The organism is Polyangium jinanense (assembly GCF_028435365.1).
This window is the reverse complement of sequence record NZ_JAGTJJ010000002.1, coordinates 298,436-325,153: the sequence shown is the minus strand read 5'-3', so window position 1 is coordinate 325,153 and position 26,718 is coordinate 298,436. Positions and strand designations below refer to the sequence as shown.

Below are 26,718 nucleotides of genomic sequence, written 5' to 3'. Positions count from 1 at the left end.
CGGGCGGATCGGGACCAGTTTTGTGCGATCCAAAAATCGGCGCCGGTTGGTCCCTTGGACCTGGTTCAACACAGATCCACCCTGGGGCATCGCTCACCCACCCCCACGCAGCGAGGACGTCCCAAGGGCCTCGTTCGTACGGCTCGGGTGCAAACACACAGGCTGAGCGGATGGCGCAGGGCGTGCAAGAGCATTTGGGGCTTCTCGCCGGTCTTCGACTCGGCCATTCTCGAACCATGGGCATGCTTGCGACGATGAAACCGAAACAGCAATACTTTCGAGCGATTGCCATCGGCCTCGGGGCGCTCACGGTTGCGGCTTCCGCCGCTTTTGCGGGCTGTGTCGAGGCGCCTTCGGGCCTCGCGCCCCCCCCCACGGGCGGCGGCGGTACGGAGGATGGCGGCGCCGGGGATGGGGGGCCCGTCATCATCAGCGGGCGGGATCTCTTCGAGTCCATGGAGGCGGACCTGATGAGCGCTTGTGGCCTCTGCCACGACGTCGCCGGGCTCGCGGACACGCCTTTCCTCGCCGGCCCGGATCGTTATCAATCCTTCGCGAGCTGGCCGGGCGTCGTGGCCACGGACCCCGAGCACAGCCTCTTGCTCTCGTATGCAATGACGGGCAAGGGGCACAGCGGGACAAACCTCGATTCGCCGGCGCTCAAGAACACGCTCTTGCCGAAGGTCAAGGCGTGGCTTGCGCAGGAGGCGATGAATTTCACCCAGCCGCCGCCGCAGGCGGGCCCGCACATCGATCCGTTCGTGCCCATCATGGGCTTCAATGCGATCTACCTCGGCGCGCTCGGGCCCGAGTTCGAGGGAATGGCCGTCACGTTCCAGGCCGATCTGCTCGCCGAGACCACGCTCGAGCTCACGAACATCGAATTGCACCCGACCTCGAAGACGGGCGTGAAGATCGTCCACCCGCTCTGGGTCGTGCACCCGCTCGGCAAGGATCCGAATCCGGATCCGGTCGACAGCTTCTCGAACGTGGACACGATTTACCAGGCCGGCGAATCCGGCGCGCTTGGCCCCGGCACGCTCGTCCTCGTGAACTATTCGAAGGACGCGAAGCTCTCGCTCGCGTTCGAGCTCATCCAGAAATACGAGCCTGCGTCGCCCGACGCGGGCGACGGCGGGCCCACGGGCGGATGCAAGGACGTCGCATCGTTCGACGCCAATGCGAAGCAGCAGTTCGGGGCCTGCCTGAATTGCCATGGCGGTGGCAATGGTCAGGCCGTCGCGGCGGTCGACATGTCGGGACTCAATAACGACTCGGCGAAGGCCTGCGGGCAGATCAGAAACCGCGTCAACCCCAATGATCCGGCCTCGAGCCAGATCTTCATCACGACGAATCCCGGCGGAAATGCCGCGCATCCGTTCAAGTTCGGCGGGCAGAGCGGCGCGTTCAACAACTTCCGCGACAGCGTATCCATCTGGATCGCGGCGGAGAAATGAAGAGGACGAAAGGTAGGCGGCCCATGAAGCGGACCAGAATGCTCACCTTGCTCGCCGCGCTCGCGGCGGGCGCGTGCTCGAGCTCGGGGCCCAGTAGCCTCGAGCCGCCGACGGGAGGCAATACGACCACCGGCGGGAACAACAACACGTCCGGCGGCGAAAACACGACCGGCGGCGATCCCGAGGCACCCCCGATCCCGGACAAGACCGTGCTCGACGATCGGGTGACGAGCTATACGGAGGCCCTGCGCACGGCGTCGCTGAAGCTCGTGCGAAACCTCCCGACGCTCCAGCAGATCAAAAACGTCGAGACCGCGACCGACCAGCGCGCTGCATACGAAGCCGAGATCGACGCGATGCTCGCCGATCAGCGCTTCACCGCGCGCATGATCAAATGGTGGCGCGATACCATGCGTCAGGGCGGCGGCGCGCAGGACAACAAGCCGAGCCGTGACACCGCGCCCGTGTTCGCGACGCGCGTGATGGTCGAGGAGAAGCCCTACACCGACCTCTTCACGGCCACCACGAACACCTGCCCGACGTACGACGGCGCGACGAACACGTTCACCGACGGCAATTGCGACAACGGCGTCCCCACGCATGCCGGCGTGCTCACGAACCCCGGCGTCATGATGCAGTTCTACGGCAACATGGCGTTCCGGCGCGTGCGCTGGGTTCAGGAGATCTTCGTCTGCACGAAGTTCCCCGCTGAATACGCGGCCGAGCCGAAGCAGGTGAACGGCGCCGATTATACCGGCCCCTGGCCCTTCGAATCGGTGGCGACGGCCCCGATCGATTTCCAGGACACGTCGTCGGTCGTCTGCGCGAACTGCCACGTGACGATCAACCGCGTCGCGCCGCTCTTCGCGAACTTCAACATGAACGGGCAATGGATGAACGACAGCCAGGTCGAGACCCCGACCGTGCCCGATCCGCAAAAGACCGTGCTTTCGCATTGGCTCAAGGACGGCGAGACCACGGCATGGCGCTTCGGCGAGCCCGTCGCGGACCTGCCGGCGCTCGGCCAGGCCATGGCCGCGGACGCGGACGTCCACGATTGCGCCGTCGCGCGCATGTACAATTTTGCGATGTCGAAGGAAGACATCGTCTCCGACCTCGCGACGGTGCCGCCCGAGGTGCTCAAGCCCTACGTCGAGGATTTCCTCGCGAATGGTATGAACCTGAAGAAAACGCTGCGCACGATCCTGCTCAGCGACGACTTCACCAAGTTCTAGGCGCATGCGGAAAGAAAGGAGAGAGACCATGAAGCGCATCATCTCGACGTTCCTCCGCGGCGCACCCCTTGCCCTCGCCGCGGGCCTCTTCGCGACGGCCTGCGTGCAAGAGCCGCCGTCCGGAAACCTTTCGCGCCCGTCCCCGGTCATCGACGATCCGACGACGGATTTCGAGAACCAGCCGGGCGTCTTCGCGGGCGACGAGGACAATACGCACAGCCACATGGGCGACCTCGGTGAGGGCGTGTTCAAGGATCCGTTCGAGGTCCTCGCGCAGCGCCAGGAAGAGGGCCCGCCCGAGGTGCGCACGCGCCTGCATTCGTGCCAGAAGCTGCAAAACAATGCGCTCCAGAACGTGCTCACCTCGCTCGGCGTCAACATCGACGGGACGGCGCAGGTGCCCACCGCGGGCCAGCTCTTCAAGGGCGGCGGCGGCGCGCTCGGCGCGGCGAGTTACGACGCGCGCGTCGGCGAGGCAGTCGTGTGGAGCGCGGCCGGCGCGGCCAAGCTCTTCGACATCTTCGTGCAAGCGGCGCCCGAGATCATCGCGAACCTGCCGAACGTCGACCAATGCAAGGTCGACGGCGTCGGGGTCGAGATGTTCGACGCGAACAACCAGTGCAATCGGGACGCCATCGCCTGCATCACGGGTCGCCCCGCGACCGACTCGCACGTCGCGATCTGCAACAAGGTCGTGACGAGCGCCTCCGATGTGGAAAAAGGCAAGCGAATCGCGGTCGGTACGATGATGGCCGCGGCCCATTCGTGCGAGTGACGGAGGAGACCATGGTCGACGAGAAGCTCAAGTACCTCCAAGGCAATGCCCGGCGCAACTTCCTGCGCTGGACCACCGCAATGGGCGCCGTCCTCGCCCTCGACCGCGCGAAGGTGCTCGACGTCATCGCGGACTCGGCCGGCACGGCCATGGCCGACGACGCGTGCGCCGCGACGAACCGCTCGGTCCACCTCGTGGCCGGCGACGGCGGATTCGCGTGGTTCCAGCTCCTCTGGCCCCACACGCAGATCGCCAAGGCGAACAACGACAATTTCGCGTTCCACGCGTTCGGCCAGACCGAGGACGCGTCGGACACGGACAAACCGTTCGTCTACGCGCCCGAGAGCCCCTGGAAGAAGCGTGACAAGCGCTTCCGCATCTCGGCGTTCATGGCCGGGACGAACCAGACGCACACGCCGACGCCCGGCTCCGCCGCGACGCTCGGCAATGGCGTCAGCATGCTCGCCACGGCGGCCGCCATTCAAAGGCAAACCCCGTCGCTCCTGCCGGTCATTGCGATCAACCCGTTGAACTTCGGCGCCGCCCCGGGCGCGCCGCAGGTCGCGACGGTGAACAACGCGGGCGGCATGGTCGATCTCTTCGACAGCGCGGCGTCCCGCGTGACGCTCGCCGTCGAGGAGGACGCGGCGCTGTTCGAGGCCTATTACAAGGCCTTCGTCGGCCTCAATGCGGCAGCCGGCCGCCCGACCTGGTCGCGCCAGCTCCGCGTGGGCAAGACGAGCGCGAACTTCCTCGGGAAAAATCTCTCCGCGCAGCTCGCGCCGACGGCCGACGACCTCACCCGCTACAACATCGGGCAAGGCACGCCGAACCGCCTCGCCGAGATTGGCCGCGCCTTCATCACGACAGCGCGCGCCTTCAAGCTCGGCCTGACGCAAAGCGTGATGATGCCGGCGATGCGCGACGATCCGCACGGGGCGTTCAATGACATGAACAACCTGCGCAATACGGTCGCTCAGCTCGGCAAGATGTTCGACGAGTTCGTGAACGACCTCGCCGCCATTCCGGACCCGGTCTGCACGTCGCGCACCCTCGCCGACAACATCGTCATGACGGTGCACGGCGACACGCCGAAGAACCCGCGCGACCGCGGCGGCTGGCCGGACGGGACGCCGAACAACTCGAACTGGCTCTACGTGATGGGCAATGGCTTCACGAAGACGGGCTGGTTCGGCGGCGTGCGCGCCGACGGCAGCACGGACGGCTTCGATCCCACGACGGGCGAGAACGTGCCGGGCCAGCAGAGCAACGCGACGAGCGCGGCGGCGGGCGCGGCCGTGGCCTTCGCGGTGGCCAAGGGCGACATGCGCCGGGTGCAGGACTTCTACACCGGCCCGAGCATCAAGGGCATCGTGAACGAGAATCCGGTCTGAGAACGGGTGGGGGTTTTCGGGACAACCCGAAAGCCCCCATGCTCTCGATTGCGTCGCTCATTCCGGAAGTCGAAACGACGATTTCCGATCCTTCGGGCGGCCCGGCGCGCGGTCGCGCTGGCAGACGACCTCGCCCTTCTGCGTGATGATACAAACCGCCGCGTGCGACATGGCCACGCTCGTGGCCTTCGGCAGGTCGAGGCGCACCGGCGTTTGACCGCTCGAAGACGCGGGGATCACGCTCGTTTGCCCCCAGCACCACACGGCATTCTCTTCGTCGAGCGCGCAAGTCGCGCTCGTGCTGGCGGCGACGTCGAGGACCTTTCCGATTCCGACCGGCGCCACGGGCGTCGCGCTCACGCGGCCAGGCTCGTTTGCGGCCGCGCCCTTGGGCAGGCGCGGGCCGCCATTGCCGAGGGCGCCGTAAAGATCCTCCCCCCAGCAGCGCAATTCGCCCGTCTGCAAACGCGCGCAGACGTGCGCCACCGCCGCCGCGACCTGCGCCGCGGGCCCCGGCAATGCGGCCCTGCCCTCGGCCATCACGAACCGCTTCGCCGCGTCGTACGCGCCCTTCGCCACCACCCGACCGTCGCCGAGGATCCCCACCTCGGTGTCGTTCACCCGGCATTGAATGGCGCCCTTGTCGTCGAGGACGCACGCATACGTGCGGTCCATGTCCCAGCCTGCCGCGCGCGCCCGGATCGATTTCACGTCGTACGTCGATACACACGCATTGCCTGAACCAGGACAGCGAGTCTGGACGAGCTGGCCCTCCGGCGTGATCGCGCCGGGGACCCCGGAATCGACGAGGGACGCATAACGACGTTTCGCGAGCGGGCCCTTGAGAGGCGCCGCCGCGCCCGCGACGAGCCTGCTTCCCTCGTGGAGGTCGAGCGGAATCTCGACGACGGTCCCGTCACGACGAAGCGCGACCACGCGTACGAGGTTCACGGTGATGTCGAGGGCGTCCTGGATCGGCAACGCAATGGGCGCCGTTTCCCCGACGACCCAGCAAGAGACCGCGCCGCCGCGGGTCCGCGCACACGCAATCGGGTGGTTCTTGTCGACGTCGGCGCTCAGCCGGACCTGCGCCACGTCGGCGAGGCCGGCGACCGGCGCGGGCGGGCTGGGCTCGCCGAAACGACCATCGCCGAACTGCCCTCGATCGCCGATTCCGTGACACTCGATCCGACCGTCGGGATAACCTCCACAGCCGACATCACTGCCAAAGAAATGAGCCACGGCGAAGAGCGGCGGCCGGGTCTCGAAATGCCGTCGCCATGCCGGGGGCGCGTCGCTGAAACCGTCGAGGTGGAGTTTGTCCTCGACGGGGCACGCGCGCCCTTTCGGGCCGATGAAGCAACCGTCGTCGTCGATCGCGGTCGCGCCCGCGGGCGCGGGGATCGTCTCGATGCTGCTCCGGCAAACCGGCGCCCCCGGGGCCGGGAGGGTTTGTCCACAAACGAAAATGCTCTTGATGGCGCGGGGCCGATTGCCATCACGGAAGGGGACGAGTTTTTCGACTCTGCCCAGCGTGCCGCCGAAAAGCGTGCTGTTTCCGGGGCCCGCCTCGACCTCGACGACGATCGTGTCGCCCCCGAGCGCCACGTCGCGCGCTTTCCCAGGCAGCGGCACCACGCGCGGCGCCCTCCAGAGCCCATTCCCCCAGCAGGTGAGGGACCCGTCGCCGAGGACCGCGCACGTCGCTCGACCGCCCGCGGCAATACGGGTCGCGCCCGCGATCCCCTCGACCAGCCATGGGGTGCCGATCGCCTGATCGTCGACGTCGCCCGCCTGAAAATCCTCGTTATTGCCCCAGCAGAGGACCCGCCCGTCGCCGCGCAGCGCGCAGAAATGCTGCTCGCCGGCCGCCAGCGCGCGCAGGCGCGGGGCCGCCGGAGGGGCGACGATGGGCTCCCCGGCCGCCCCCGCCGCGCGCGCGGGCTTTTGGCTCGCTTGTCCGCAGCCCACCGCGACGAGGGCGATCAGCGCGAACAACGGAAGGCGATACCGCGTCATGAGACGACACGATACACCGCGGAGGATGATGCTGGGACGAATTGCGAGAGCTACAGCTTGCCTTTGCTGGTGCTGAGCAGATCGTCGAACGCGAGATCGAAATCGTCGCCGAGGAGCTCCGCGCCGACGGCCTTTGCCTGCTTGGCCGGCCCCGGGATCGGCTCCAGCCGACGAATACGATCCTGCACGCCGCCGCGCGGATCCCGATAATTCGCATCGATCTGCCCGGCGCGCTTGAAGTAATAGAGCGCCTGTTCCGGGTTTTTCCGGGCCTCGTACGCGTCCGCGAGCTCGTACGCGAGCGCGAGCTCCTGCTCCCGCGTCTTCTGCCGCGCCTCGAGCCCGCGCAGAAACGCGTCGATCGCCGCGTCCACATTGCCGAGCTGCAGGTGGATCATCCCGATCACCGACCGACACACGCATTCGCGCGACGGGTCCCGCGCCGCGACCTCGAATTCGCCGATCGCGTCCGTGTACATGCCCATTTCGCGATAGGCGACGCCGAGATCGTAATGCGTGGCCGCGTCCGCGTCCGAGATCTGCGCCTGCACGCCAGCCTTGAATTGCTGGAAGATCGTGTCGACGTTGACCCCGGGGAATTCGGCCGGCGCCGCCGCCGCCGCCGGCTCGAATTCGATGTTGTTGATCATGTTCTGGATGTCGGCAAAGCCGTCATCCGCGGGATACTCGCTCTTCTTCGTGAGGATCCCGCTGCCGCCGCCCGGCAGCTCCGGCACGTACGACGGCCGGCCCATCTGCTCGAGCTCGGCGCGCTTGTAGAGCAGGAGCGGGTGGTTCGGCAGGAGCGCGAGCTGCTCGTCGAGCATGGCGCGCGCGTCGTCGAGCATGCCCTGGTTCGCGTAGAAATCGATCTGCTCGAGGACGTCCTCGTCGAGGACGTGCCCCGTCTGGCTGCGCGTCGGCGCGGGCTGCTGCGGCGGGTACTGCGGCTGCGGCGGGTACTGCGGCTGCGGCGCGTAGCCGTGGTGCTGCTGCGCCTGAACGCCCGTGAACGGATCGTCGAGCGCGCCGAGCTGCCCGGGCTGCGGCGCATACGGGTAGCCCTGTTGCTGCGGGTAAACCTGCTGCGGCTGCGGCTGCGGCGCCTCGACCTGGTAGCCGAGCGCGCGCAGCATCTGGATCGCCTCGGGCTGCGCGGGATCCATGAGGCGGACCTCGTCGAGCAGCTCCGCCGCCCTCCGCACGTCGCCGTCGACGCTCAGGCGCTGCGCGAAGATCAGCATCTGGCGGATGGCGCCTTCTTCGTCGCCGGCCTCCTTGAGCACGTCGACGAGCCGCGATCGCAGCTCGTGCGAGCTCGGCACCATGGCCACGCCGTCGAGCAGGATCGCGATCGCGTTGGCGTAGTCGTACTGGCTCCGGGCCGCCTCGGCGCGCTGCAGGATGTGCCGCGCGCGCAGGGCGTCGTCGTCGTGATGCGAGGGCTGGAGCGGGATCGGCGGCTCCGAGGACTCGGGCGGCAGGTCCTCGACGTAATCGTACTCCTCCTCCTCGACCTCCTGAACGACGATGACCGAGTCTTCCTCGACCTGCTTGCGCGGCGCCGCGGGCCGCTGCGCCGCGAGCTGCCGGACCGCATCGTCGTGCGGCGCGCGCGCGAGGAGCGCGTCGACGAGCTCGTTGAACTCGTCGTTTTTCTTGGCCTCCTTCGCGAGGCGCGCGGCCTCCTTCAGGACCTCGGTCGCCTTCGGCGCCTGACCGAGTTTGTCGAAGGCCTTCGCGAGCAAGCTCAGCGTCTCGAGGTCCTTCGGGTTTTCCTTGAACGAGATCTGGAGCTTCGCGAGCGCGGTCATCGCGTCGGTCTGCTGCGCGCGCTCCAGGTACATCTTCGCCGCGACCTTGGCGTACCTGCCTTCGGCCTTGATCGTGAGCAGCCGGTCGAGGACCTTCAGCGCGTCGTCGCGCCGGCCCATCTTGACGAGGACCTCCGCCGCTTGTCCGAGCTGCGCGATCGACGCCGGCGTGTCCTTGATGCGGCTGTACGCCTCGGCGAGGCGCAGGCGCGGCACGGGGTTGTGCGGGTCGAGATCAACGACCTTCTTCAGCGGCTCGATCGCCTCGCGATCCTTGTTCGCCTTGTGTAGGCGGTTCGCGATGTCGTCGTACGCCGCGGCCGCGTCACTCGTCAGGCCGAGCTGCGTGTAGAGCTCCGCGAGGCGCGGCAGCACATAACCGAACCGCTCGAGGAGCTTCGGCGCGCGCTTGTCGATGATCTCCAGGATCTGACGGTAGACGCGGATCGACTTGAGCGGCTCGGGCGGCTTCTGCTCGATGTAGAGCCGCGCCACGATCTCGTACGTCTCGATGGCCTCGGCGTACTGCTCGATCCTGAGGTGGCAGTCGCCGATCTTGAGCAGGACCCGGACGTCCTTCGGATCTTCGGCGATGAGCTTCTGGAACTCGGCGATCGCTTTGTCCCAGCGCTTGCCTTCGACGAACTTCTGCGCTGCTCGGAGCACCTTGTCGCGATCGACCGCCACGGCGATGGGATTCTCCTCGAGAGAGCGACCGGGGACGACGCGACGCGACGCTTCGCGCCGCCTCATCCACGATTAACGATCTAACGGAACGACGAGCCGCGCACAAGCGCGGTCACGTGCGAACGGAATATCGAGACGAAAACCGGGCGATCTCAGGCGAGCCGAGATCCCGATTTTTTCAGTTCGGCAGCTTGAAAACCGCGAAGAAGGCGGCGATGACCGCCGACACCGCGAGGATCACTGACATCATAGCAGTCGGCCCGGCGTCCTGCACAGTTCCCCGCGAGAGCTTTTTCGCCCGGCCGCCGATCACGTGGTGGATCCCGATCACCACGAGCGCGAAGAACAGCTTGCCGTGCATCCAGTGGTGCTCGACGAGGTAGTAACGCGTGTCCATCAGGAGACGCGCGACGCCAGTCACGAACGAAAGCACGAACGCAGGCACACTGAGCAGCCGGTAGATCCGCTCCCCGAGCGCACCGCGGACCTTCGGGTCCGCCCCACCCGCCGTGAGAGCGAACGCGACCGCGAGGATCGAGCCGATCCAGACGAGGTTGCCCGACACGTGGAGCCACACGAGGGCGATCTGGGGTCCGTTCATCGTGAAACCGCGTTACCGCGTCGCCCGAGCGACGTCGACTTTTCTGCGCCCGCGGCCGCGAGAAACCACACGCCAAGGCCGGATTTCCGGGCCTTCGGCTCGACCGATCCAGGGGCGCGCTCTACATTGGTGGGCCCATGACAAGAAGCGCTGCCTATCGTGCCCCGTTCGCGCCGGGCGGGGACAACGAGATCGACGCCGACCTGTGCGGCCGGCTCCTCGCCGTCGCGCTCTCCAAGGGCGGCGAGTACGCCGATCTGTTCTTCGAATACCGCGCCGGCGGCGGCTTCTCCTTCGACGAAGGCATCCTCAAGGCCGCCTCGCGCGGCGTCTCCATGGGCGTCGGCGTGCGCGTGCAGCGCGGCGACGCGACAGGCTACGCCTACACCGAGGATCTCTCGTGGGAGTCGATGAAGCGCGCCGCCGAGACCGCCGCGCAGATCGCCACGAGCGCGGGCGGCACGACGCACGTGCTGCCGAGGTTCCGCGACATTCCGAACCGCTACGACGTGCCGCTCGTCACGCTCGACGTGCCCGGCATGGAGAAGCGCGCGCTGCTCGAACGCGCGAGCGCCGCGGCCCTCGCCGAGGGCCCGCACATCGTGAAGGCCGAGGCGAGTTTTTCCGAGGAGATCCGCGAGATCCTGCTCGCGACGAGCGACGGCGTGATGGCGCACGACGTACAGCCGCTCTTCCGCTTCGGCGTGCGCGCGATCGCCGAGCGCGACGGCAAACGCCAGGAAGGATCGAGCGGCGGCGGCGGACGAACCACGCTCACAGCCTACTTCGCCGATCATTCGCCGGAGATGCACGCCCGCGAAGCCGCGCGGCAGGCAGCGACGATGCTCGACGCCGAAGAGGCGCCGGCCGGCGAGATGAACGTGGTGCTCGGCCCCGGCGACAGCGGCATCCTCTTGCACGAGGCCGTGGGCCACGGGCTCGAAGCCGACTTCAACAGGAAGGGCACGTCGAACTACGCGGGCAAGGTCGGCGAGCCGGTCGCGAGCCCGCTCTGCACCGTGGTCGACGACGCGACGCTGCTCTCCTCGCGCGGCGCGATCAACGTCGACGACGAGGGCAACGAGCCCGGAAGGAGCGTGCTCATCGAGAACGGCACGCTCGCCGGCTACATGCACGACAGGCTCTCGGCCAAGCACTACAAGCTCAAGCCCACGGGCAACGGCCGGCGCGAGAGCTTCGGCGCCGCGCCCCTGCCGCGTATGACGAACACGATCCTGCTCGCGGGTCCGCACGATCCGGAGGAGATCGTGCGCACCGTCAAACGCGGCGTGTTCGCCAAGAAGTTTGGCGGCGGCCAGGTCGACATCTCGAACGGCGACTTCGTGTTCTCGTTGACCGAGAGCTACCTGATCGAGGACGGCAAGATCACGCGGCCTTTGAAGGGCGTGAACCTCATCGGCAACGGCCCCGACGTGCTCGGCAAGGTCACGATGCTCGGCACGGATCTCGCGATCTCCGACGGCATCTGGACGTGCGGCAAGGACGGCCAGAGCGTTCCCGTCGGCGTCGGATGCCCGACGATCAAGATCGACAAGATCACCGTGGGCGGCACCAAGATCGGCTGAAGATCCGGCGCGGCAGGCTCACGCTTGCCGCGCCGCAGCATGAGCTTTATAGCGACGCCCGATGTCGCGCCGCTCGTCGTTCATCGTCATCGTCGGGCACGGTCCCGAGCTGGAACGCGAAGAGGGCGCGGCGAGCGTGCTGCGTGGCCTCGGCGCCACGGTGCGCACGCTCGATCTGTGGGACGAACCCGCGCGGTGTTTCCAGCGCGAGGACGACGAGGCGCGGGCGATCCTCGTGGAGACGCCGGAGCGGCCGGACCTCGCGGCCTCCGCGCTCCGGGCGCTCCGGCGCGAGCCGCGGCTCACGGGCGTGCCGGCGATCGCGGCCGTCTCGGTGTCGCAGGTCGCGCGGATGGATCCCGCGAGCGGCTTCGACGATTTCGTCCTCTCGCCGTACGTGCCGGCGGAGCTTTACGCGCGCATCCGCAAGGCCGAGTGGCAGAAGAGCGAGTTCGCCACGGAGGAGCGCGTGAAGGTCGGCGCGCTCGTCGTCGATCGATCGGCGCACGAGGCGTGCATCGACGGGCGCAGCGTGCCACTCACGGCGAAGGAGTTCGCGCTGCTCTCGTACCTCTGCGAGAAGCGCGGCAAGGTCGTGTCGCGTGAGGAGCTGCTCGTGAAGGTCTGGGGGTCGCGGTATGAAGGTGGCCCTCGCACGGTGGACATCCACGTGCGGAGGTTGCGCTCGAAGCTCGGCGTCGCGCTGCCGCTCGTGACGCTGCGAGGCGCGGGCTACAAGCTCGAAGCACCGGACCATCTGAACACGCCCGCGGCCGAGCTGCGGAGGGCGATGCTCGCATGAAGAGGGTAACGATCGCCGTGAGCGTGGGTTGCCCGAGCGGAATCGGGCCCGAGGTCGCGGTGCACGCAGCCGCGAACGCCGAGGCCGAGGCGCGGTGCGTGCTCGTCGGCGACGCCGAGACGCTGAGGCGCGCGGCGCACGACGGGAAGATCGCGGCGGCGAGGTTTCGCGTCGTGAAAAACGCGCCGGAGATCGAGTCGCTCGCGCTCGGGGAAATCGGGGTGTGGGGGCCGAGTACGCAGCTCTCGTCGCTCGCGCGACCCGGCGCGCCCGATCGCGAGGCCGGCGCCGTGCAGCTCGCGTGGGTGAACGAGGCGCTCGCGCTCGTGACGGACGGCACGGCCGCCGCGCTCGTGACGGGGCCGGTGTCGAAGTTCGCGATCGCGACGAGCGGCGCGCGGGGGGCGAAAGGTTTTTCAGGACATACGGAGCATCTCGCGGCGCGGCTCGGGGCGCGCGAGGTGGTGATGGCGTTTCGCGCGGCGAACATCACGACGGCGCTCGTCACGACGCACCTGCCGCTCGCCGAGGTCCCGACGGCCGTGACGCCGGAGGCGGTGTCGACGAGCTGTTACTGGCTCGTGCGGCTGCTGCGATCGCTCGGCATGGAAGCGCCGCGCGTGGCCGTGGCGGCGCTGAACCCGCACGCGGGCGAGGGCGGGATGCTCGGGATCGAAGAGGAGACGTGCATCAAGCCGGGGATCGAGCGCGCGAACGAGCGGCTCTCTGCGGGCGGGTTTTCCGCGACGCTCGCAGGCCCGCTCGGCGCCGAGACCGCGTTCCGCAAACAAGCGGCGGGGGCCTTCGACGGGGTCGTCGCGATGTACCACGATCAGGCGACGATCCCGTGCAAGCTCGTGGGGTTTGGCGAAGCGGTGAACGTGACGCTCGGCCTGCCCGTGATCCGCACGAGCGTCGATCACGGGACGGGCTACGACATCGCGGGCATGGGCAAGGCCGATCCACGCGGGATGGAGAGCGCCCTCGGGCTCGCGCTCAGGCTCGCGAAGGTCGAGGGGCGCGCGTCGCTCACCGCGCGCGCGTCATGACGCGCGGAGCCGCTGCATGAGGTGTTCGAGCTGGGGCATGTCGAGGCCCTGCTCGCGGCCGAGCTCGCGGATGCTGTCGCCCATGGCGAGGTGCTGGGCGTGGAGCTTCGGGCCGAAGTGACGCTCGACGAAGCGTACGGTCTCGGGCGCGAGGCGGCGCGCGAGGGCGACGCCCGGCTTGATGGTGTACGGCCCGACAAACCGCGTGAGCACGTGCGCCCACGGCGCGACCTTGCCGAGCTTTTTCGCGAGGCCCTCGCACTCCTTGGCGGCCGCGAGCGCGGTGTCGAGGAGGTCCTTGTCGTGGAGCACGCCGTCGATGCCGCGGCCCGCGTCGATCGACGCGATGAGCGGGAAAAACGAGACGGTGCTGGCGGCGTCGAGCGAGGCGACGTCGCGCTCGAAGCGCGTGGGCAAGCCGCCGTTCGTGAGGCGCCGAGCGAGGACCTCGAGCGCGTCGCGGGACATCGAGTGCGCAGGGCCCGAGGCGTCGTCGTCGAGGAGCGTCGAGACGATGCCCGTCGACCAGTAGCGAACGACGCCACGATCGTCGACGTCGTCCACGTACCCCGCGACGCCCGGCATCGCGCTGACGGCGCGCCGCCCGATCGCCTTCTCCAGCGCCGAGAGCTGCGGCGGCAGGACGGGCGTAAGCACGACGAGCGGCACGCCGGGGCCCTGGCGGAGCGCCTCGGCGAGCGCGTCGTCCTGGTTCTGGCGCAGGAGGTCGAGCTGGTCGAAACGAACCGCGAGGAGCACGAGCGTCGCGTCGGCGGGGATCGTCTCGATGCGGCGCGGCTCTGCGATGACGTCGCGGCGCTTGTCCCCGTTCACCTGCTCGACGACGAACGAGTACGTCTCGGCGAGGCGCGAGGGCCGGACGACGAACGAGACCTGAACGCCCGCCGCGGCGAGGCGAACACCGTAAATGCGCCCGAGCGCGCCCGCTCCGAACACGATCACGTGCATGGTGAGCCGTTACGTACCGCCGCGGGCCGCACCTGGGAAGTCGGTCAGAACAGGCGACGCGAATCGACGAGGATCGTGACCGGTCCGTCGTTCTCCACGAAGACCCGCATGTCCGCACGGAAGCGCCCGGTCTCGACCGGGACGCCGCTCTTGCGGGCGGCCTCGACGAAGCGGTCGTAGAGCGCCTCGGCGCCCGCGGGCTCCATCGCGCCGTCGAAGCTCGGGCGCAGGCCCCGGCGCACGTCGCCGAAGACCGTGAACTGGCTGATGACGAGCAGGCCCCCGCCGACGTCGGCGAGCGCGCGGGTCATCTTGCCGCGATCGTCGGGAAAAACGCGGAGGCCCAGGACCTTGCTCACGACGTAGTCGAGGTCGGCCTGCGCGTCGCCCTTCTCGGCGCCGACGAACGCGACGAGGCCCAGGCCGATGCGGCCTGTGACCTCGCCATTCACCTCGACGCGTGCGGAAAGGGCGCGCTGCACGACGGCGCGCATCGCCGCTCAGCCGAGGCCGAGCTCGCGCGCGAGGCGGCTCGTGATCGCGAAGTACGTGCTGCGGTCGTAGGGCTTGTTCAGGATGTGGAAGTCTTTCCGGACGAGCCCGACGCAGCCGAAGCAGTACGTGCACTCGGTGCAGTCGACGGAACGGACCACGTAGGAGCACTGGGTGCAGCGCTCGCACGCGACGCAGTGGTTGCAGCGCACGAGGTCGCGCGAGCTCCGGCAGTGCGTGCTGTCCGAGCAGCGCTGCGAGTCGACGCAGTAGTGGCACCGCGCGAGGGCCTTCGAGTTCTTGCAGAACGTACAGTCGACGCAGCGCTCGCAGCCTGTGCACTGCACACAGCGCTCGTTCTCGGTGCGGGTCTCGTGGGCCTGGAAGAGCTTGCGCAGCTCGGCCTCGAACTCGGCTTTGTTCATTGGGCGGACTGGTTCTGCGTATCGGGCCTGCCGCTCACCTGCCTGCGGAGCTGGGCGGCGGCGTCGCGGGTGGACTCGTCCTCGGCGAACTCCTCGATGCGGCGCAGGCGCGACTCGAGCACGGCGCGGCGCTTCGGCAGCTCGCCGACGAGCAGCGAGGCGAGCGAGGAGAGCGCCTCGCGCACGCGCGACTCGTCGCTGTGCTCGAGGAGCTTCAGGTGCACGTCCTGGTCGTCGGGGAAGTTGAAGCCGGCACCGAGAAACTCGTTCGCGGCCTTCGTGATGTGCGGACGCCCTTCGGCGCCGAGGAGCTTGCCGAGGAGCCGCTGGCGCTCGGTGGCGCGCGGATCACTCTGCGGAGGCGGCGCGAGCACGATGCGGCCTGGCTTCGGTGTGGAGTCGCGGCCGTTCTTGCCGTTCTTGCCGCTGCCTTCGGGCTCGGGGTCCCGGCGCGGTGCGAAGAGCGCCTCGAGCGCCGCGCGATGCTCCTTCGCGACGCGACTGTCCTGCTGGGTCGTACTGTTCCGGCTCGTGCTGCCGGTCTTCGGCGCTCGCGCGAACGGCGCGAGCTCGGGGTTGTGCCAGACCTTGGTCTCGTCTTTCCGCATCCGCCGCATAAATTCGTCCTTGCTGCCGCCGGAGGGAGATGGCTTGGCAGTGCTCGCGGTTCTTGGTCCCGGGACTGAGTGCTCCCGGAGGCAACGTTCATGCTCGACGTCCGCGCGTCGTTTCGTGCTCGAGCTTCGCTCGTTCACGCGCGGGCTCGCCGTGCGGCGTTGCGCTTGTCTGGTTCTCCAAGAACGCTCGTCTGCTTCGAGCCGACCTTTCCCCCGGTGCGGGCCAACTGCGCGGGCGCCTCGATTGGATTCTGCCCGCCGCCGTCCGAGCGACGGGACGTGCCAGGAACGAGGGCGACGTCCGCGCCATCGAGGCGCGCATGGCGCCGCGATGGGTGCCCCACCTCTACCACAGGCACCCGTGGAAGCCTCAGAAAATTAGGCCCGCGTACCCACCCCATGACACAACGCGAGACACCGGCGTACCCAGCGTCCCCCGCGTGGACGGATGGGCGTCGGTGGAGAGCACGACACATGGTCAGCGGTCGTTACGGTCGGATCAGGCGTAGGGTTGCGTCCACGCTCGCGGCGCTGCTCACGCTCGCGGCGCCCTTCGCTTTCGGCGAGGCATTCGCGGAAGAGGCGGCGGCGCCGAAGGCGGCAGCGCCCGCGAAGGCAGAAGAGCCCTCGAAAACGGAGAAGGCGCCCGAGGAGGCCCAGAAATCCGCCGCTGCGCCGAAGAAACGCAAGAGCCGCCGCAAGGCCCCGCCGAAGCGGATGGTGCAAGCCGACACGAAGACGGCCGAGGCCCCGAACAAGGCCGCGTCGACGAAGGCGAAGCCCGAGGGCGCCACGAAGCCCGCCACGCACGCGAAGGGCGCAGGGGCGAGCGCGAAGAAGTCCGAGGGCGCGACCACGACGGCCAGCACGAAGACCACGACCGCGAAGAAATCCGAGGCCGCGACGACCACGGCGAGCGCGAAGAAGACCGACGGCGCAACCACGACGGCCAGCACGAAGAGCGCGACCCCGACGAAGACCGAAGGCGCGGCGGGCGTCTCGCGCTCGAAGAAGGCGTCGACGCGTGCGCCGAGCAAGAAGCGCAAGGGCACGAAGAAGGCGGAAGCCGAGACGGATCGCCCACCCTGCTTCGCGCCGGCGATATCGATCGATCGGAACGGCCTCGAAGGGGAGACGTTCTCGCTCGTCGACTGCAAGGGCAAGGTGCTCGACGAGGCCCGCGAGAAGCTCAGCGTGCTCGCGCGGCCCTGGGGCACACCGCGGCCCGAGCTGCCGAAGACGAAAAAGCCCGATCCGCGCACGGCGAAACAAGAGAAGCCGGGCCCGGCGAAGAGTAAGGGAAGCAAGGAGAAGGCGGCGGAGCCGGCGCTCGCGGCGGGTGAGATCGCGCCGAACGTGCGGCTGCTCGATCCAGGGCTCCTTTCGCGGGTCGAGGCGATCGCGAAGCATTTCCCGGGCAAGGGGATCTCGCTCGTGAGCGGCTACCGCCCGAAGAGCCGAGGCAGCTTGCACCAGAGCGCGCGCGCGCTCGACATGCGCGTCGCGGGCGTGTCGAACGAGGAGGTCGTCGCGTTCTGCAAGACGATCGCGGACACGGGCTGCGGCTACTACCCGAACAGCTCGTTCGTCCACGTGGACGTGCGCACGCCGGGCACGGGCTCGGTGAGCTGGATCGACGCATCAGGGCCGGGAGAAGCGCCGCGCTACGTGAGCCAGTGGCCGCCGCCGCCGGAGCCCGCCGACACGCAAGCGACGTCGCCCGTCGCCGCAGCGGACGAGGCGATGGAGGAGCAAACCAAGGAGCAGCCCGCGGCGAAGGAGCAACCGGCCGCGAAGGAACAACCGGCCGCGAAGGAACAACCGGCTCCGAAGGACGCACCCACGGCGCAGGCGCCGGCCCCGACGAATCCAACGGCGCAGCCGCCGGCGGAAAAGGACGAGGAGCTCAAGGAAGCCGACCCGAAGGATCCGGTGCCTCCTCCGAAGAAGGCGCAGCCGACCCCGCCCCCCGCGGCGACGTCACCGACGGCTCGATAACGCCCAGCCGAGAATCCCGACGGGCACGCGCAGCTTGCCATAAGCCGCCCAGACAACCCCGTCGTCCTTGTCCCACCGCACCTGACCTTCGACACCGAAGAGACTCCAGCCGAGCGCGAGCTTCGCGCCGGGGCGCGGCTGCACGTCGACCAGCGCCCCGAGCTGGAGCCACGCGCCCGAGGCGAGCCCGAGCGTCTCGACCTCGATGCCGAAGGTGGCCGGCGAGAAGTCCGAAAGCTCGTAGGTCAGGCCGAGCGCGAGGAAACGAGGCTCCGAGACGGAGCGCTCGTCGACCCGCAGAAACCCTCCACGAACCCGGCCGAAACCCGAGAGATGCGCGCGATCTTCGAAGAGCGCGCCGAGGCCGCCCTCGACATTCGCGTCCCAGGTCCAGAACGGAGCAGCTCGTTTTTCGGCGGGCGCCCTGGGGGATTCGTTCGCGTTTGCCATCGCCGCCGTCGAAAGGAGCGACAGCACGAGCGCGCCAGACGCCCCGACGCGCGATCGCTTCATGGCGTGCTTGTCGGAGCCGTCGGAACGGGCGCGTCGGACGGGAAGCGGATCTCGGCGAGCACGGCGAGTTTGTCCGGCGCGGCGATGGGTTTTCCCCCGATCGCGCCCGTGACACACGTCGCCTGGACGCCCTTCGTCTCGACCTTGCCGATCGCGCCCTGCTCGACGCGGAACCAGACGCCCACGATCTCGCCGCGCTTTCCGGCTTGCACGATCTCCGGGCACAGCTCGACCGCCGCGTGCAAGGCCGCGCCGAGTGCCGGGACGAGCGGCCCGACGTCGGTCCCTTTGGACACGGCGACGGCGATTTCATAGTCCGGCATCCCGCGCTTCGTCGCCATCCGAAGCCCGACCGGCTCGCCATATTCGATCGCGGTCTCCGGCGGCTCCGAGCGACACGCGGAGGCCAGAGCGAACACGAGCGCGAGCCCCACCCACGAATTTCGGTGTTTCATGCGCAGAACGATCAGGGCGTCTCGCCGTCGGCGGCGCACTCGGTCAAGCCCCGGTCCGCCACCTTGCAGACGTACACTTTGCGAAGCGCGCCGAAGAGGAAGAGGTCGTTCCGCGTGATCACGACCTTGTCGCCGACCGTCGCGATGCCGCCGTACGAGCAGCCGCCGAGCATGCCCGCCGCCATCAACAAGCCGAGGGTCTTCTTCATCGCGCTACCTCCTCTCGTGGGGCCCGGAGCGCGCGAGCGGCCGGGCGATCCGCACATATCACAGACCCCGGGTGTTCAGGCCGAGCGATGTTCGAGGGCGGCGCCGGCCGGGGCGGCGAGGACGTCGGCGAAGGCGCGTTCGAACTCGTCGATCAACGCGTGCGGCGGCAGGCGCAGGATGCGCTCGCGCAGCGCACGGAAGCCGGCGATTTGCGTGTCGCGGCCGCGGCGGAACATGGGCCAGGGGTCGCCGTGGGTGCTCGCGCAGACGACGATCGATTGGAAGTTGTCGATCTTGTCCGCAATGGTGATGGCCTGGGCGTCCCAGGGGTTCTTCGCGAATTGCTCGAGATAGCGCTGCTTGCGCTCCTCCCAGGCGAAGGACTTCGCTGGCTCGGTCACGGCGAGGACCAGATCGGCAACGCGGCGCCCGAAGAGCCGCGCGATTTCCTCGGCTGTCGCGCCGGTGTCTTCGATGGCGTCGTGCAGCGCGCCTGCCGCGATGACCTCTTCGTCGAAGCCATGCTTGGCGAGGAGGATCGCGACACCGGCCAGATGGCTGACGTACGGCACGTCGACGCCGGGGTACTTGCGTTTCTGTCCCTGATGCCAAACCGCCGCCTGATCGAGCGCGCGCTTGAGGAGGGGCGTCATGCCTGGAATCTAGTGCCCCCGAGGCGCCTCGGCGAGGGCCGAGCGCGCGCGTCTCGCCAACGCCACGCCGGCGCGCCTGCTTCGGCGCTCCGTACATGTGCTGGATCCGCTGCAATCACGCTGATGCACGGGTTCAGAATCCACCACGACGCCGACTGCGGCGAGCATCCGGCGTCCGAGGAAGACCCCTCAAACCCGTAACAAAATCGCCGCGCACGCCTCCCCGGTCGCCCGGCCGATCGCCGTCGCATAAAGCGAAACCTGCCGTCGATACACGGGCCCCGCGCGGTCGATCTCGCGGTCGGTCTTGAAATCCACCACAGTCCAGCCGCTCGGCTCGCGAAACGCGAGATCGACGATGCCCTCGATCAGCGTCCCGTCCTCGGCCATCAAGCTGAGCGGCGTCTCTCGCCGGCATTCGCCGCGCGTCTCGGCCGCGCGCGCCCTCTCGATCACCGGATGAGCGAGCGCGAGGACCACCGCGCGCACGGCTGCCGCCTCCTCGATCTCGGTCGCGCCGAAGAGCCGCGCCGCGAGCGCCGCCGCTTGCTCCACGACGTCCCGTTTGGCCGAGAGCGGCACTTGCGCGAGCACGGCATGCACGAGCTCGCCGAAGCGAGCTCCCCCCGGTCGGCCCGCCTCCCGACCGACATCGAGGATCGGCACGTCGAGGGCGGGTGCTTCGTTCGAGGTCTCGGCCCGCTCGGTGACCGTCTGGACTTTGTACAGCGGCCGCGCGCCGCGCTCGCGATCGGCCGCGCGCTCCCGGACCCAGCGTCGATACGTCTCGAGGTCCTCTTCCACGCGGCCGACGGGCGCGTCCTTGCGCAGCATGTCCTCGCGGCGCACGCCGAACGCAGGCTCGCGTTCGAGGTCGAGGCGCGTCACGTCCCACCACACGACGTCATGCCCCCCGGGCAAACGATATCCGCCCGGACAAACCGTTGCCGGCCCGCGTGAAAGCCCCTCGGGCCGCGACAAAACCGTATCGTCGCCGAACGGCGGGCAACCCGGCGCCGCTTCGGCAGAAGGCTCGGCGCCCGAAGGAGGCGCGATCGCCGCATGGATCGGCCCGATCCACGATTGCTCGGGGAAACGTGGATCGTCGCCCACGGCCGGCACGATGACGAGGTCACGCGCGCGGGTTGCAGCCACGTACACGAGCCGCGTGCCTTCGGCCTCGTCGCGGCGCATTTCAAGCGCTTCGTGCTCGACGAGATCCCAGGGCGCGACGCTGCCGAGGCGGAGCGCGCAGAGCGAGCGCGAGGCGTCGACGTAGCGGCTCACGGCTTGCGCGCCGAGCCGCGCGGTCACATCGGCGAGCACGACGACCGGGAATTCGAGGCCCTTGGCCCGATGCGCCGTCATGATGCGCACGCCGTCGCCGCCCTCTTCCAGGATCGGCGCCTCGGGCGCGCGACCACGCTCCGCGTCCTCTTCGAGTTGCTCGACGAACGCGCGGAACGACGTACCTCCCGAAGCCTCGTACGCGCGCCCGAGCTCGGCGATGTGCAGCACGTTCGCGAGCGCGCGTTCGCCCGAGGGACGCAGGGCAAACCCCACGCAGGCGCGGGTCGCGTCGCAGAGCTCGGCGACCGTGGTCTCGATCGGCCGCGCGTTCCGCCCCTCGGAGAGCCGCGCGAGCAGCGAAAGCGCCGCGCCGATCGGCGCAAGATGCGGCGGAAGCGGCGTCTCGGGGATTCGCTGGGGGGAAAGCTTCCCGTAGGTGAAGCGGTACTCGAGCAGCGCCTCGTCGCCGACGGCGAAGAGCGATCCGCGCAGCGTCGCGAACACCGCGAGCTCGTCCTCGGGCCGCTCGATCGCGCGCAGCGCCGCGAGCATCGTCTCGACCTCCTCGCGGGCGTAAAACGACTTTCCGCCGACGAGCACGTGCGGGATGCCGCGCGCTTCGAGGGCCTCGACGTAAGCGCGCGTGACGTCCTCGCCGTGGCTCTCGAAGCGCCGGAAGACCAGACAAACGTGCCGCGGCGCGACGGGAACGAATTCTCCTGGTTGATCCCGCTCGGTCACCTTCCAGCCGCTCTCGTGCAGCAGCCAGTCGAGGTACGCGCCCACCGCGGCCGGCACGCTTTGTTCGACCGCGGCCGAGGTGAGCCGCTGCTTGCCGTAGGGCTCGGGCACGGGCACGCACACGATCGACGGCTGCCCCGCGATCGCCTTGCGCGCGGGCCGGAGCGGCACGTAGCGCGCGGAGAGCGCCTCGCGATCCCCCACCATCACCGGCGCGAACGCGGTGTTCACGAGCTTCTGGATGCTGGGGACCGATCGGAAGCTCGTGCTGAGCTCCACGAAGAGCGCGCCGCGCCGGACGAGCAGTTCTTTGACCTCCTCGTAGACCGAAAGATCAGCCCGGCGAAACCGGTAGATCGCCTGCTTCGGATCGCCGACGAGGAAGAGCTTTCCGGGCACGGGCTGCACGTCGCGATACGCGCGGACGCTCGGATCGTCGGCCGCGAGCAGCATGAGGATCTCGGCCTGGAGCGGGTCCGTATCCTGGAACTCGTCGACGAAGATGCAGCGGTAACGCTCCTGAAAACCGCGGCGCACCTCGCCCTGATCACGCACGAGGTCCCGTGTGCAGACGAGCAGATCTTCGAAGTCGAGCGCGCCCACCTCGGCCTTGCGCGCCTGGTACGTCGCGACGAGCGCGCCAAGCTCGTCCTGCAAGAGCGCCGCGAGATCGCCGTCGGCCTCGCGCTGGAATCGTTCGAGCGAGGCCACGAGCGCGCCGTGCGCCGCGAGCAGATCGGCCCGCGTCGTGTGCGCGCCGTAGCGGGATCCGGCGCCGCGGCGCGGGCGCATGAAGTCGCGCTGCCTGCTGAGCGCGCAGAGCTCGGCCTCGATCTCGTCACGATCCCAGTGATGCTCGCCCTCGGCGCGCAGACGCATGACGAGCGCGCGGGCCGGCTCGGTGTCGCGGTGCAGCGGATCGTTCGCGTGGAGCGCGCCCTCGCTCGCCTCGGCGAACGCGGTCATCTCCGCGAGGATCGCGTCGAGGGCGCGATCCCGATCGAACGGAGGCCGCTGCCAGCGCGCGGTGAAATGCCGCCAGGCGATGAGCTCCTGACCGGCGCGGCGCAGCCGCTCGATCGGCCCGGGTCCGTGCTCGCGCCGCCGCAAGAGCCTTCGAACGCCCTCGGGCGGGCGACCGAGGATCTGTTCGAGCCACCTGCTGAACGCCTCGCCGTAGCGTCGATCCGCCTCGGCCTCGGTCATCACGCGGAACGCTGGATCGACGCCCGCCTCCACGGGACGCTCGCGCAGAAGGTCGGCGCAAAACCCATGGATCGTGCTGATCCGCGCCTCCTCCAGATGCGCGAGCGCGCGCTCCAGGTTCGCGCGTTGCGCCTCATCCGGGGCGAGCCTGCGTGCGCGCTCGATTCCGCTGCGGAGCCGCAGCTTCAGCTCGCCGGCCGCTTTTTCGGTGAACGTGACCGCGACGATCTCCTCGATCTCCGCGCGCCCCTCGGCGAGCACGGCGACCATGCGCAGCACGAGCTCGGTCGTCTTGCCCGTGCCGGCCGCGGCCTCGACGATCATCGTGCGCCCGAGCGCGCCGCGGATGAGCGCGCGCGCCTCCGCGTCGGCGAGCCCCTCGCCTTGCGGCGCCTCGAACACGAACGCGCTCTCGGTCACGGCTCACCTCGGAGCATCCGCAGCCGCGTGAACAACGCGCCGCCGTCGAGCGAAGACTCGTCCTTGCGCGCCGCGCGCCTCTCTTCATGCGGCCCGCACACGAGCCTGTAGCCGCACGTGTCACACGCACCCGGCCTCGGCGCGGGCGGGAAAAACCCTTTGTCGATCGCCTCGTCCACGAGCGAGAGCACCTGGACGGCCTTCGCGCGGGCGGCCTCGTCGAGCTCGATCACATGCTCTACATACCCGCCGCGCGTGGTACAGAACGACAAACTCGCGTCCGTCACCGGCTCCTTCCACACCGCCTCGTACGCGAGGCCGTAGAGCACCGGCTGCAGCACCTCGCCGCCGTCGATCACGAGCCCCGGCCGCGCGAAGTTCGCCCCCGTCTTCACGTCGGTCACGCGCGCATGCCCCGTCGCCGCGTGCCGCTCGACCACGTCGATCGCGCCGTGCAGCAAGTACTGTCCTTCGATCACCGCGGCCTCAGCCACGCTGCGTGGATCTTCATGCTCGTGCGGCGGCAACCCGAACGCGAGGTCGTACCGCACCGGCCACACGAGCCAGCTCTGATCGGCCACGCGCGCGAGCCACGCATGAAGCTCCACCCGCGCACGCTCGATCTCGTCGCGGAACACGCTCTCCACGGGCGGCAGCGTGCGCTCCTCGTGCTCGCGCGCCGCCGCGTCGAGCCGCTCGTCGAGCACCGCCTGGGCTCGCGACAAACCTTCCGGGCCGAACGGCAGCGCCCCTTCCCGCTCCAGCGCCGCGAGCGTCTCGGCTTGCACGCGGTGAAAGAGCACGCCACGCGAGATCGGATCGAGCCTGTCCGGCGAGCCACGCCGCTCGCGCGCCGGCAACCGATGGATCGCCGCCAGCAAGAATCGATACGGGCACGCCGCGAACTTCTCGAGCGCCGTCACCGCATACGGCCGCACGCGCAGGCGGTTCGCCGCGAGCACGGCCGCCGTGGCCGCGGTCTTGCGCACGATGCCATCATGATGCGTGACGGGTTTGTCCCACCGCGCCGACCGCGCGCGGAGCGACCGCGCGAGGTGCGGATTCAGGTCGAGCAAGTACTGCGCGCGCCCCGCCGCCTCGGCCTCCTCGCCTCCGTGCAAGAGCCGCCCCAGCATCGCGAGGTCGTGCTCGGCATCGTCGATCGCATCCTCGGGCTCGGCCGGCGCGGGCCACGCGAGCCGCGCGCCCGCAGCGCCCGCCGCGTCTCGCTCGAGCGCGTCGTGATCGGGCAACGTCCCCGTCGTCGCGCGCCGCACGTCGAGCCCATAAAATGAAGGCACGCGCGGCCGTCCCGCCGCCACCTCGACACGTGGATACGAAAGATGCACCCGCTCCCGCGCGGCGCCCACGGACAAACGCAGAAGCAACCTCTCGTTGCGGCTCCGATCCGCCTGCGCCCGCAGCGTCTTCGAGATCGCACGCCGATCCGCGTCGAGCAGGATCGGATCCTCGCGCGGCGCCTCCGGGAACAGCCGCTCCGCAAGGCCGGGGACGAACACGACCGCGAACGAGCGACCGCGTGCAAGCTCGGGCGTCCCGACGAACACCGCGCCGTACCGCCTCCCCGACGGCGGCGTCACGCGTGACCCGAGCCGACCTTCGAGCACGCGCCGCACCTCGTCGAACGACACCGCCGGAAGCTCCGCCATCGGCGCGAGCTCGCTGAGCGCGGACAGCACGTCTTCCGGCTGCTCCAGCGCCATCCGCGCGAGCTGGCCGAGCTCCTCGATCCACACGCCCCAGCTCCCGTGCTCGGGCAACGCCGCGAGCGCATCCACGAGCGGCAGCGCGAACCGCGTGAGCTCGCCGAGCGCCTCGATCTCACGCTCCACCGTCTCGATCCGCGGCGAGCTCGGATCCCGCCGTCGCAAAAGCGCTAGCTCTCGCTCGAACGCCTTTCCGAGCGCCGCGAGCCGCTCGGCCCAGCGCTCCTTGCGCCCGACGATCGAGGCCTTCGTGAGCAGCCGCTCCCATCCGATCGGCGCCGACCGCACGGGCACACGCGCGCCCTCGCTCGCCGCCGCTTGCTCTCTTCGAATGCGCTTCGCCGACGGCTCGCCTTCGAGCAGCGCGCCGAAGAGATCGGCCCGCGGAAGCAAGGCCCGCGGCGCCGCCTCCACCGCGACACTCTCCTTCGGCATCGGCGCGAGCGACAGGTACTCCGCGAAACGCCGAGGAGAAAGGTCCTCCGCGCGGCACGCGAGCAGCGCGAGGAACGCGCGCCCCGAGGGGTCCGGCCGCGCGGCCCCGATCGCGAAATGCGCCGGGATCTTCGCACGACGCAGCGCGCTTTCGAGCAGCGACGCGTACGTGTCCGGCGCCCGCAAGAACACCGCGATGTCGTCGAACGGCACGCCCCTCCGTGCCTCCGCCAGGATCCGTCGCGTGATCTCCACGCACTCGCGCCCCTCGCCCGGCGCCGAGAAAAACGACACGTCGTCGCCTGCCTCCGCGGCCGGAAGCTCCGCCGCGGCGAACAGGTATTGATGCAGCCGCGAGAGCGACGAATGCGACCGCTCGCTCCGATCCGTCACCACCTCCGAAGCAAGCGCCGCGAGCGCCTCGACTGCGCGATCATCGCCCGTCGGCGCCGTCGCGAACGCGCTCTCCGCCGCGGCGACGAGCTCCGCGACGAACCTCTCTTCGAGCCGCGACGTGATCGGCACGTCGAGCAAAAGCAGCCGCGCCCTTCGAATCTCGTCCGCCTCGCGCACGGCCACCGTCGCCGCCGCGAGCACCTCCGCGCGATCGGCGATCCGCGCCCGCTCACGCTGCTCGTCGTAACGACGCGCGAGCTCACGCAGGTCGCGACTCCTCGGATCGTCGCCTCGGATCTCCGCGGGCCCGATGCCCTCGATGCGCAGCTCGCTCAGCGTCGCCGCGAGCGTGCTCGCGAAGCTCGGCGTCCGCGCGACCGGCGCGAAATATCCGAGCGCGCCCGCTTCGAGCGCGCTCGCCACCGCGCGCGCCACCACCGCCTCCACGCCGAGCGGCGTGGCCGGCGCGAGCCTCCGCCGTGCGAGCTCCGGCGCGGCGAGGCGCGCTGCGAGTTGCCCGAGCGTCAGCCGATGCAGCCCGAAGATCGCGCCTCGCGACGATCCCACCCGCGCCGCGAGATCGAGCGCCGCCCCGCGCGACGGACCGACCAGGAGCGCGATCGCGTCGGCTTTCCCCTCCCCGAGGAAAACCTCCGCGGCCCGGAGCCGCTCCTCGCTTCGGGGGGACACGAGCAGACGCAGCACGTGCCCGTCATGCCCGGGGACGGCCGCTTTGTCGAGCGTTCCCTTGC

21 protein-coding genes are annotated in these 26,718 nt (G+C 69.4%); 8 read left to right on the top strand and 13 right to left on the bottom strand.

The features are described 5' to 3' along the window. Nucleotides 1–254: 254 nt before the first annotated feature. From KEG57_RS06350 to KEG57_RS06335, 4 genes are read left to right on the top strand one after another with little or no spacing between them, the layout of a single operon-like run. On the top strand, nucleotides 255–1,457 hold the full coding sequence (locus tag KEG57_RS06350; RefSeq protein WP_272417134.1) for a hypothetical protein: 1,203 nt from the start codon (nucleotides 255–257) through the stop codon (nucleotides 1,455–1,457). A gap of 23 nt (nucleotides 1,458–1,480) precedes the next feature. Further along, nucleotides 1,481–2,692: a DUF1549 domain-containing protein gene (locus KEG57_RS06345; protein WP_272417133.1), complete on the top strand. Its 1,212-nt coding sequence runs from the start codon at nucleotides 1,481–1,483 to the stop codon at nucleotides 2,690–2,692. Between the two features lie 28 nt (nucleotides 2,693–2,720). After that, a complete protein-coding gene (locus tag KEG57_RS06340) occupies nucleotides 2,721–3,467 on the top strand; it encodes a hypothetical protein (RefSeq protein ID WP_272458268.1) in 747 nt (248 codons plus the stop codon). 11 nt (nucleotides 3,468–3,478) lie between these two features. Continuing rightward, nucleotides 3,479–4,861 carry a hypothetical protein gene (locus KEG57_RS06335; RefSeq protein WP_272417131.1) on the top strand — a complete coding sequence of 461 codons (1,383 nt, stop codon included), beginning with the start codon at nucleotides 3,479–3,481 and terminating at the stop codon, nucleotides 4,859–4,861. Between the two features lie 57 nt (nucleotides 4,862–4,918). Here the strand turns inward: KEG57_RS06335 and KEG57_RS06330 are convergent, their stop codons facing one another. The 3 genes from KEG57_RS06330 to KEG57_RS06320 all read right to left on the bottom strand — a co-directional run bounded on the left by KEG57_RS06330 (nucleotide 4,919) and on the right by KEG57_RS06320 (nucleotide 9,982). Beyond that, on the bottom strand, nucleotides 4,919–6,880 hold the full coding sequence (locus KEG57_RS06330; RefSeq protein WP_272458267.1) for an RCC1 domain-containing protein: 1,962 nt from the start codon (nucleotides 6,878–6,880) through the stop codon (nucleotides 4,919–4,921). Between the two features lie 50 nt (nucleotides 6,881–6,930). Further along, on the bottom strand, nucleotides 6,931–9,381 hold the full coding sequence (locus tag KEG57_RS06325) for a tetratricopeptide repeat protein (RefSeq protein WP_272417129.1): 2,451 nt from the start codon (nucleotides 9,379–9,381) through the stop codon (nucleotides 6,931–6,933). A 178-nt stretch (nucleotides 9,382–9,559) separates the two neighbouring features. After that, nucleotides 9,560–9,982: a HemJ family protein gene (locus tag KEG57_RS06320; protein WP_272417128.1), complete on the bottom strand. Its 423-nt coding sequence runs from the start codon at nucleotides 9,980–9,982 to the stop codon at nucleotides 9,560–9,562. 137 nt (nucleotides 9,983–10,119) lie between these two features. Here KEG57_RS06320 and KEG57_RS06315 point away from each other — a divergent pair, with 137 nt between their 5' ends. From KEG57_RS06315 to pdxA, 3 genes are all read left to right on the top strand, one after another. Then, nucleotides 10,120–11,568 carry a TldD/PmbA family protein gene (locus KEG57_RS06315; protein ID WP_272417127.1) on the top strand — a complete coding sequence of 483 codons (1,449 nt, stop codon included), beginning with the start codon at nucleotides 10,120–10,122 and terminating at the stop codon, nucleotides 11,566–11,568. 61 nt (nucleotides 11,569–11,629) lie between these two features. Further along, nucleotides 11,630–12,370, top strand: coding sequence for a winged helix-turn-helix transcriptional regulator (locus KEG57_RS06310; protein ID WP_272417126.1), 741 nt, complete (start codon nucleotides 11,630–11,632; stop codon nucleotides 12,368–12,370). Continuing rightward, nucleotides 12,367–13,419: a 4-hydroxythreonine-4-phosphate dehydrogenase PdxA gene (gene pdxA, locus KEG57_RS06305; protein WP_272417125.1), complete on the top strand. Its 1,053-nt coding sequence runs from the start codon at nucleotides 12,367–12,369 to the stop codon at nucleotides 13,417–13,419. The genes KEG57_RS06310 and pdxA overlap by 4 nt, the downstream gene beginning before the upstream one ends. On the opposite strand, the gene KEG57_RS06300 is transcribed toward pdxA, so the two are convergent. Genes KEG57_RS06300 through KEG57_RS06285 form a run of 4 tightly spaced genes read right to left on the bottom strand, consistent with a single transcriptional unit; the run spans nucleotide 13,414 to nucleotide 15,913 of the window. Continuing rightward, nucleotides 13,414–14,388: a ketopantoate reductase family protein gene (locus KEG57_RS06300; protein WP_272417124.1), complete on the bottom strand. Its 975-nt coding sequence runs from the start codon at nucleotides 14,386–14,388 to the stop codon at nucleotides 13,414–13,416. The two genes, pdxA and KEG57_RS06300, sit on opposite strands and share 6 nt — an antisense overlap. A gap of 44 nt (nucleotides 14,389–14,432) precedes the next feature. Next, complete coding sequence (gene dtd / locus KEG57_RS06295; protein ID WP_272417123.1) at nucleotides 14,433–14,882, bottom strand: D-aminoacyl-tRNA deacylase; 450 nt, start codon at nucleotides 14,880–14,882, stop codon at nucleotides 14,433–14,435. A gap of 6 nt (nucleotides 14,883–14,888) precedes the next feature. Then, a complete protein-coding gene (locus KEG57_RS06290) occupies nucleotides 14,889–15,305 on the bottom strand; it encodes a hypothetical protein (RefSeq protein ID WP_272417122.1) in 417 nt (138 codons plus the stop codon). Next, nucleotides 15,302–15,913, bottom strand: coding sequence for a hypothetical protein (locus KEG57_RS06285; RefSeq protein WP_272417121.1), 612 nt, complete (start codon nucleotides 15,911–15,913; stop codon nucleotides 15,302–15,304). Before KEG57_RS06285 ends, KEG57_RS06290 begins: the two co-directional genes overlap by 4 nt. 483 nt (nucleotides 15,914–16,396) lie before the next feature. On the opposite strand from KEG57_RS06285, the gene KEG57_RS06280 reads away from it, so the two are divergent. Then, a complete protein-coding gene (locus tag KEG57_RS06280; protein ID WP_272458266.1) occupies nucleotides 16,397–17,920 on the top strand; it encodes a YcbK family protein in 1,524 nt (507 codons plus the stop codon). Here the strand turns inward: KEG57_RS06280 and KEG57_RS06275 are convergent. From KEG57_RS06275 to KEG57_RS55475, 6 genes are all read right to left on the bottom strand, one after another. Further along, complete coding sequence (locus KEG57_RS06275; protein WP_272417119.1) at nucleotides 17,903–18,433, bottom strand: hypothetical protein; 531 nt, start codon at nucleotides 18,431–18,433, stop codon at nucleotides 17,903–17,905. The genes KEG57_RS06280 and KEG57_RS06275 overlap by 18 nt on opposite strands. Next, nucleotides 18,430–18,888, bottom strand: a complete 459-nt coding sequence (locus tag KEG57_RS06270; RefSeq protein WP_272417118.1) for a hypothetical protein — start codon at nucleotides 18,886–18,888, stop codon at nucleotides 18,430–18,432. The genes KEG57_RS06275 and KEG57_RS06270 overlap by 4 nt, the downstream gene beginning before the upstream one ends. Nucleotides 18,889–18,899: 11 nt before the next feature. Then, nucleotides 18,900–19,097: a hypothetical protein gene (locus tag KEG57_RS06265; protein ID WP_272417117.1), complete on the bottom strand. Its 198-nt coding sequence runs from the start codon at nucleotides 19,095–19,097 to the stop codon at nucleotides 18,900–18,902. Between the two features lie 75 nt (nucleotides 19,098–19,172). Further along, the gene (locus tag KEG57_RS06260) at nucleotides 19,173–19,751 is read right to left on the bottom strand and encodes an HD domain-containing protein (RefSeq protein ID WP_272417116.1); all 579 of its coding nucleotides are present in this window, start codon (nucleotides 19,749–19,751) and stop codon (nucleotides 19,173–19,175) included. Nucleotides 19,752–19,940: 189 nt separating this feature from the next. Further along, the gene (locus KEG57_RS06255) at nucleotides 19,941–23,408 is read right to left on the bottom strand and encodes a UvrD-helicase domain-containing protein (RefSeq protein WP_272417115.1); all 3,468 of its coding nucleotides are present in this window, start codon (nucleotides 23,406–23,408) and stop codon (nucleotides 19,941–19,943) included. Next, nucleotides 23,405–26,656: a PD-(D/E)XK nuclease family protein gene (locus tag KEG57_RS55475; protein WP_272417114.1), complete on the bottom strand. Its 3,252-nt coding sequence runs from the start codon at nucleotides 26,654–26,656 to the stop codon at nucleotides 23,405–23,407. The genes KEG57_RS06255 and KEG57_RS55475 overlap by 4 nt, the downstream gene beginning before the upstream one ends. Nucleotides 26,657–26,718: the final 62 nt, after the last annotated feature.

Bases quoted from the DNA above. Each gene is read 5' to 3' on its own strand.
- KEG57_RS06330 (WP_272458267.1), bottom strand. From the start codon at position 6,880: ATGACGCGGTATCGCCTTCCGTTGTTCGCGCTGATCGCCCTCGTCGCG.
- KEG57_RS06310 (WP_272417126.1), top strand. From the start codon at position 11,630: ATGTCGCGCCGCTCGTCGTTCATCGTCATCGTCGGGCACGGTCCCGAG.
- KEG57_RS06260 (WP_272417116.1), bottom strand. From the start codon at position 19,751: ATGACGCCCCTCCTCAAGCGCGCGCTCGATCAGGCGGCGGTTTGGCAT.
- KEG57_RS06290 (WP_272417122.1), bottom strand. From the start codon at position 15,305: ATGAACAAAGCCGAGTTCGAGGCCGAGCTGCGCAAGCTCTTCCAGGCC.
- KEG57_RS06270 (WP_272417118.1), bottom strand. From the start codon at position 18,888: ATGAAACACCGAAATTCGTGGGTGGGGCTCGCGCTCGTGTTCGCTCTG.
- KEG57_RS06340 (WP_272458268.1), top strand. From the start codon at position 2,721: ATGAAGCGCATCATCTCGACGTTCCTCCGCGGCGCACCCCTTGCCCTC.
- KEG57_RS06320 (WP_272417128.1), bottom strand. From the start codon at position 9,982: ATGAACGGACCCCAGATCGCCCTCGTGTGGCTCCACGTGTCGGGCAAC.
- KEG57_RS06315 (WP_272417127.1), top strand. From the start codon at position 10,120: ATGACAAGAAGCGCTGCCTATCGTGCCCCGTTCGCGCCGGGCGGGGAC.
- dtd (WP_272417123.1), bottom strand. From the start codon at position 14,882: ATGCGCGCCGTCGTGCAGCGCGCCCTTTCCGCACGCGTCGAGGTGAAT.
- KEG57_RS06280 (WP_272458266.1), top strand. From the start codon at position 16,397: ATGGTCAGCGGTCGTTACGGTCGGATCAGGCGTAGGGTTGCGTCCACG.
- KEG57_RS06350 (WP_272417134.1), top strand. From the start codon at position 255: ATGAAACCGAAACAGCAATACTTTCGAGCGATTGCCATCGGCCTCGGG.
- KEG57_RS06300 (WP_272417124.1), bottom strand. From the start codon at position 14,388: ATGCACGTGATCGTGTTCGGAGCGGGCGCGCTCGGGCGCATTTACGGT.
- KEG57_RS06275 (WP_272417119.1), bottom strand. From the start codon at position 18,433: ATGAAGCGATCGCGCGTCGGGGCGTCTGGCGCGCTCGTGCTGTCGCTC.
- KEG57_RS06345 (WP_272417133.1), top strand. From the start codon at position 1,481: ATGAAGCGGACCAGAATGCTCACCTTGCTCGCCGCGCTCGCGGCGGGC.
- pdxA (WP_272417125.1), top strand. From the start codon at position 12,367: ATGAAGAGGGTAACGATCGCCGTGAGCGTGGGTTGCCCGAGCGGAATC.
- KEG57_RS06265 (WP_272417117.1), bottom strand. From the start codon at position 19,097: ATGAAGAAGACCCTCGGCTTGTTGATGGCGGCGGGCATGCTCGGCGGC.
- KEG57_RS06285 (WP_272417121.1), bottom strand. From the start codon at position 15,913: ATGCGGAAAGACGAGACCAAGGTCTGGCACAACCCCGAGCTCGCGCCG.
- KEG57_RS06335 (WP_272417131.1), top strand. From the start codon at position 3,479: ATGGTCGACGAGAAGCTCAAGTACCTCCAAGGCAATGCCCGGCGCAAC.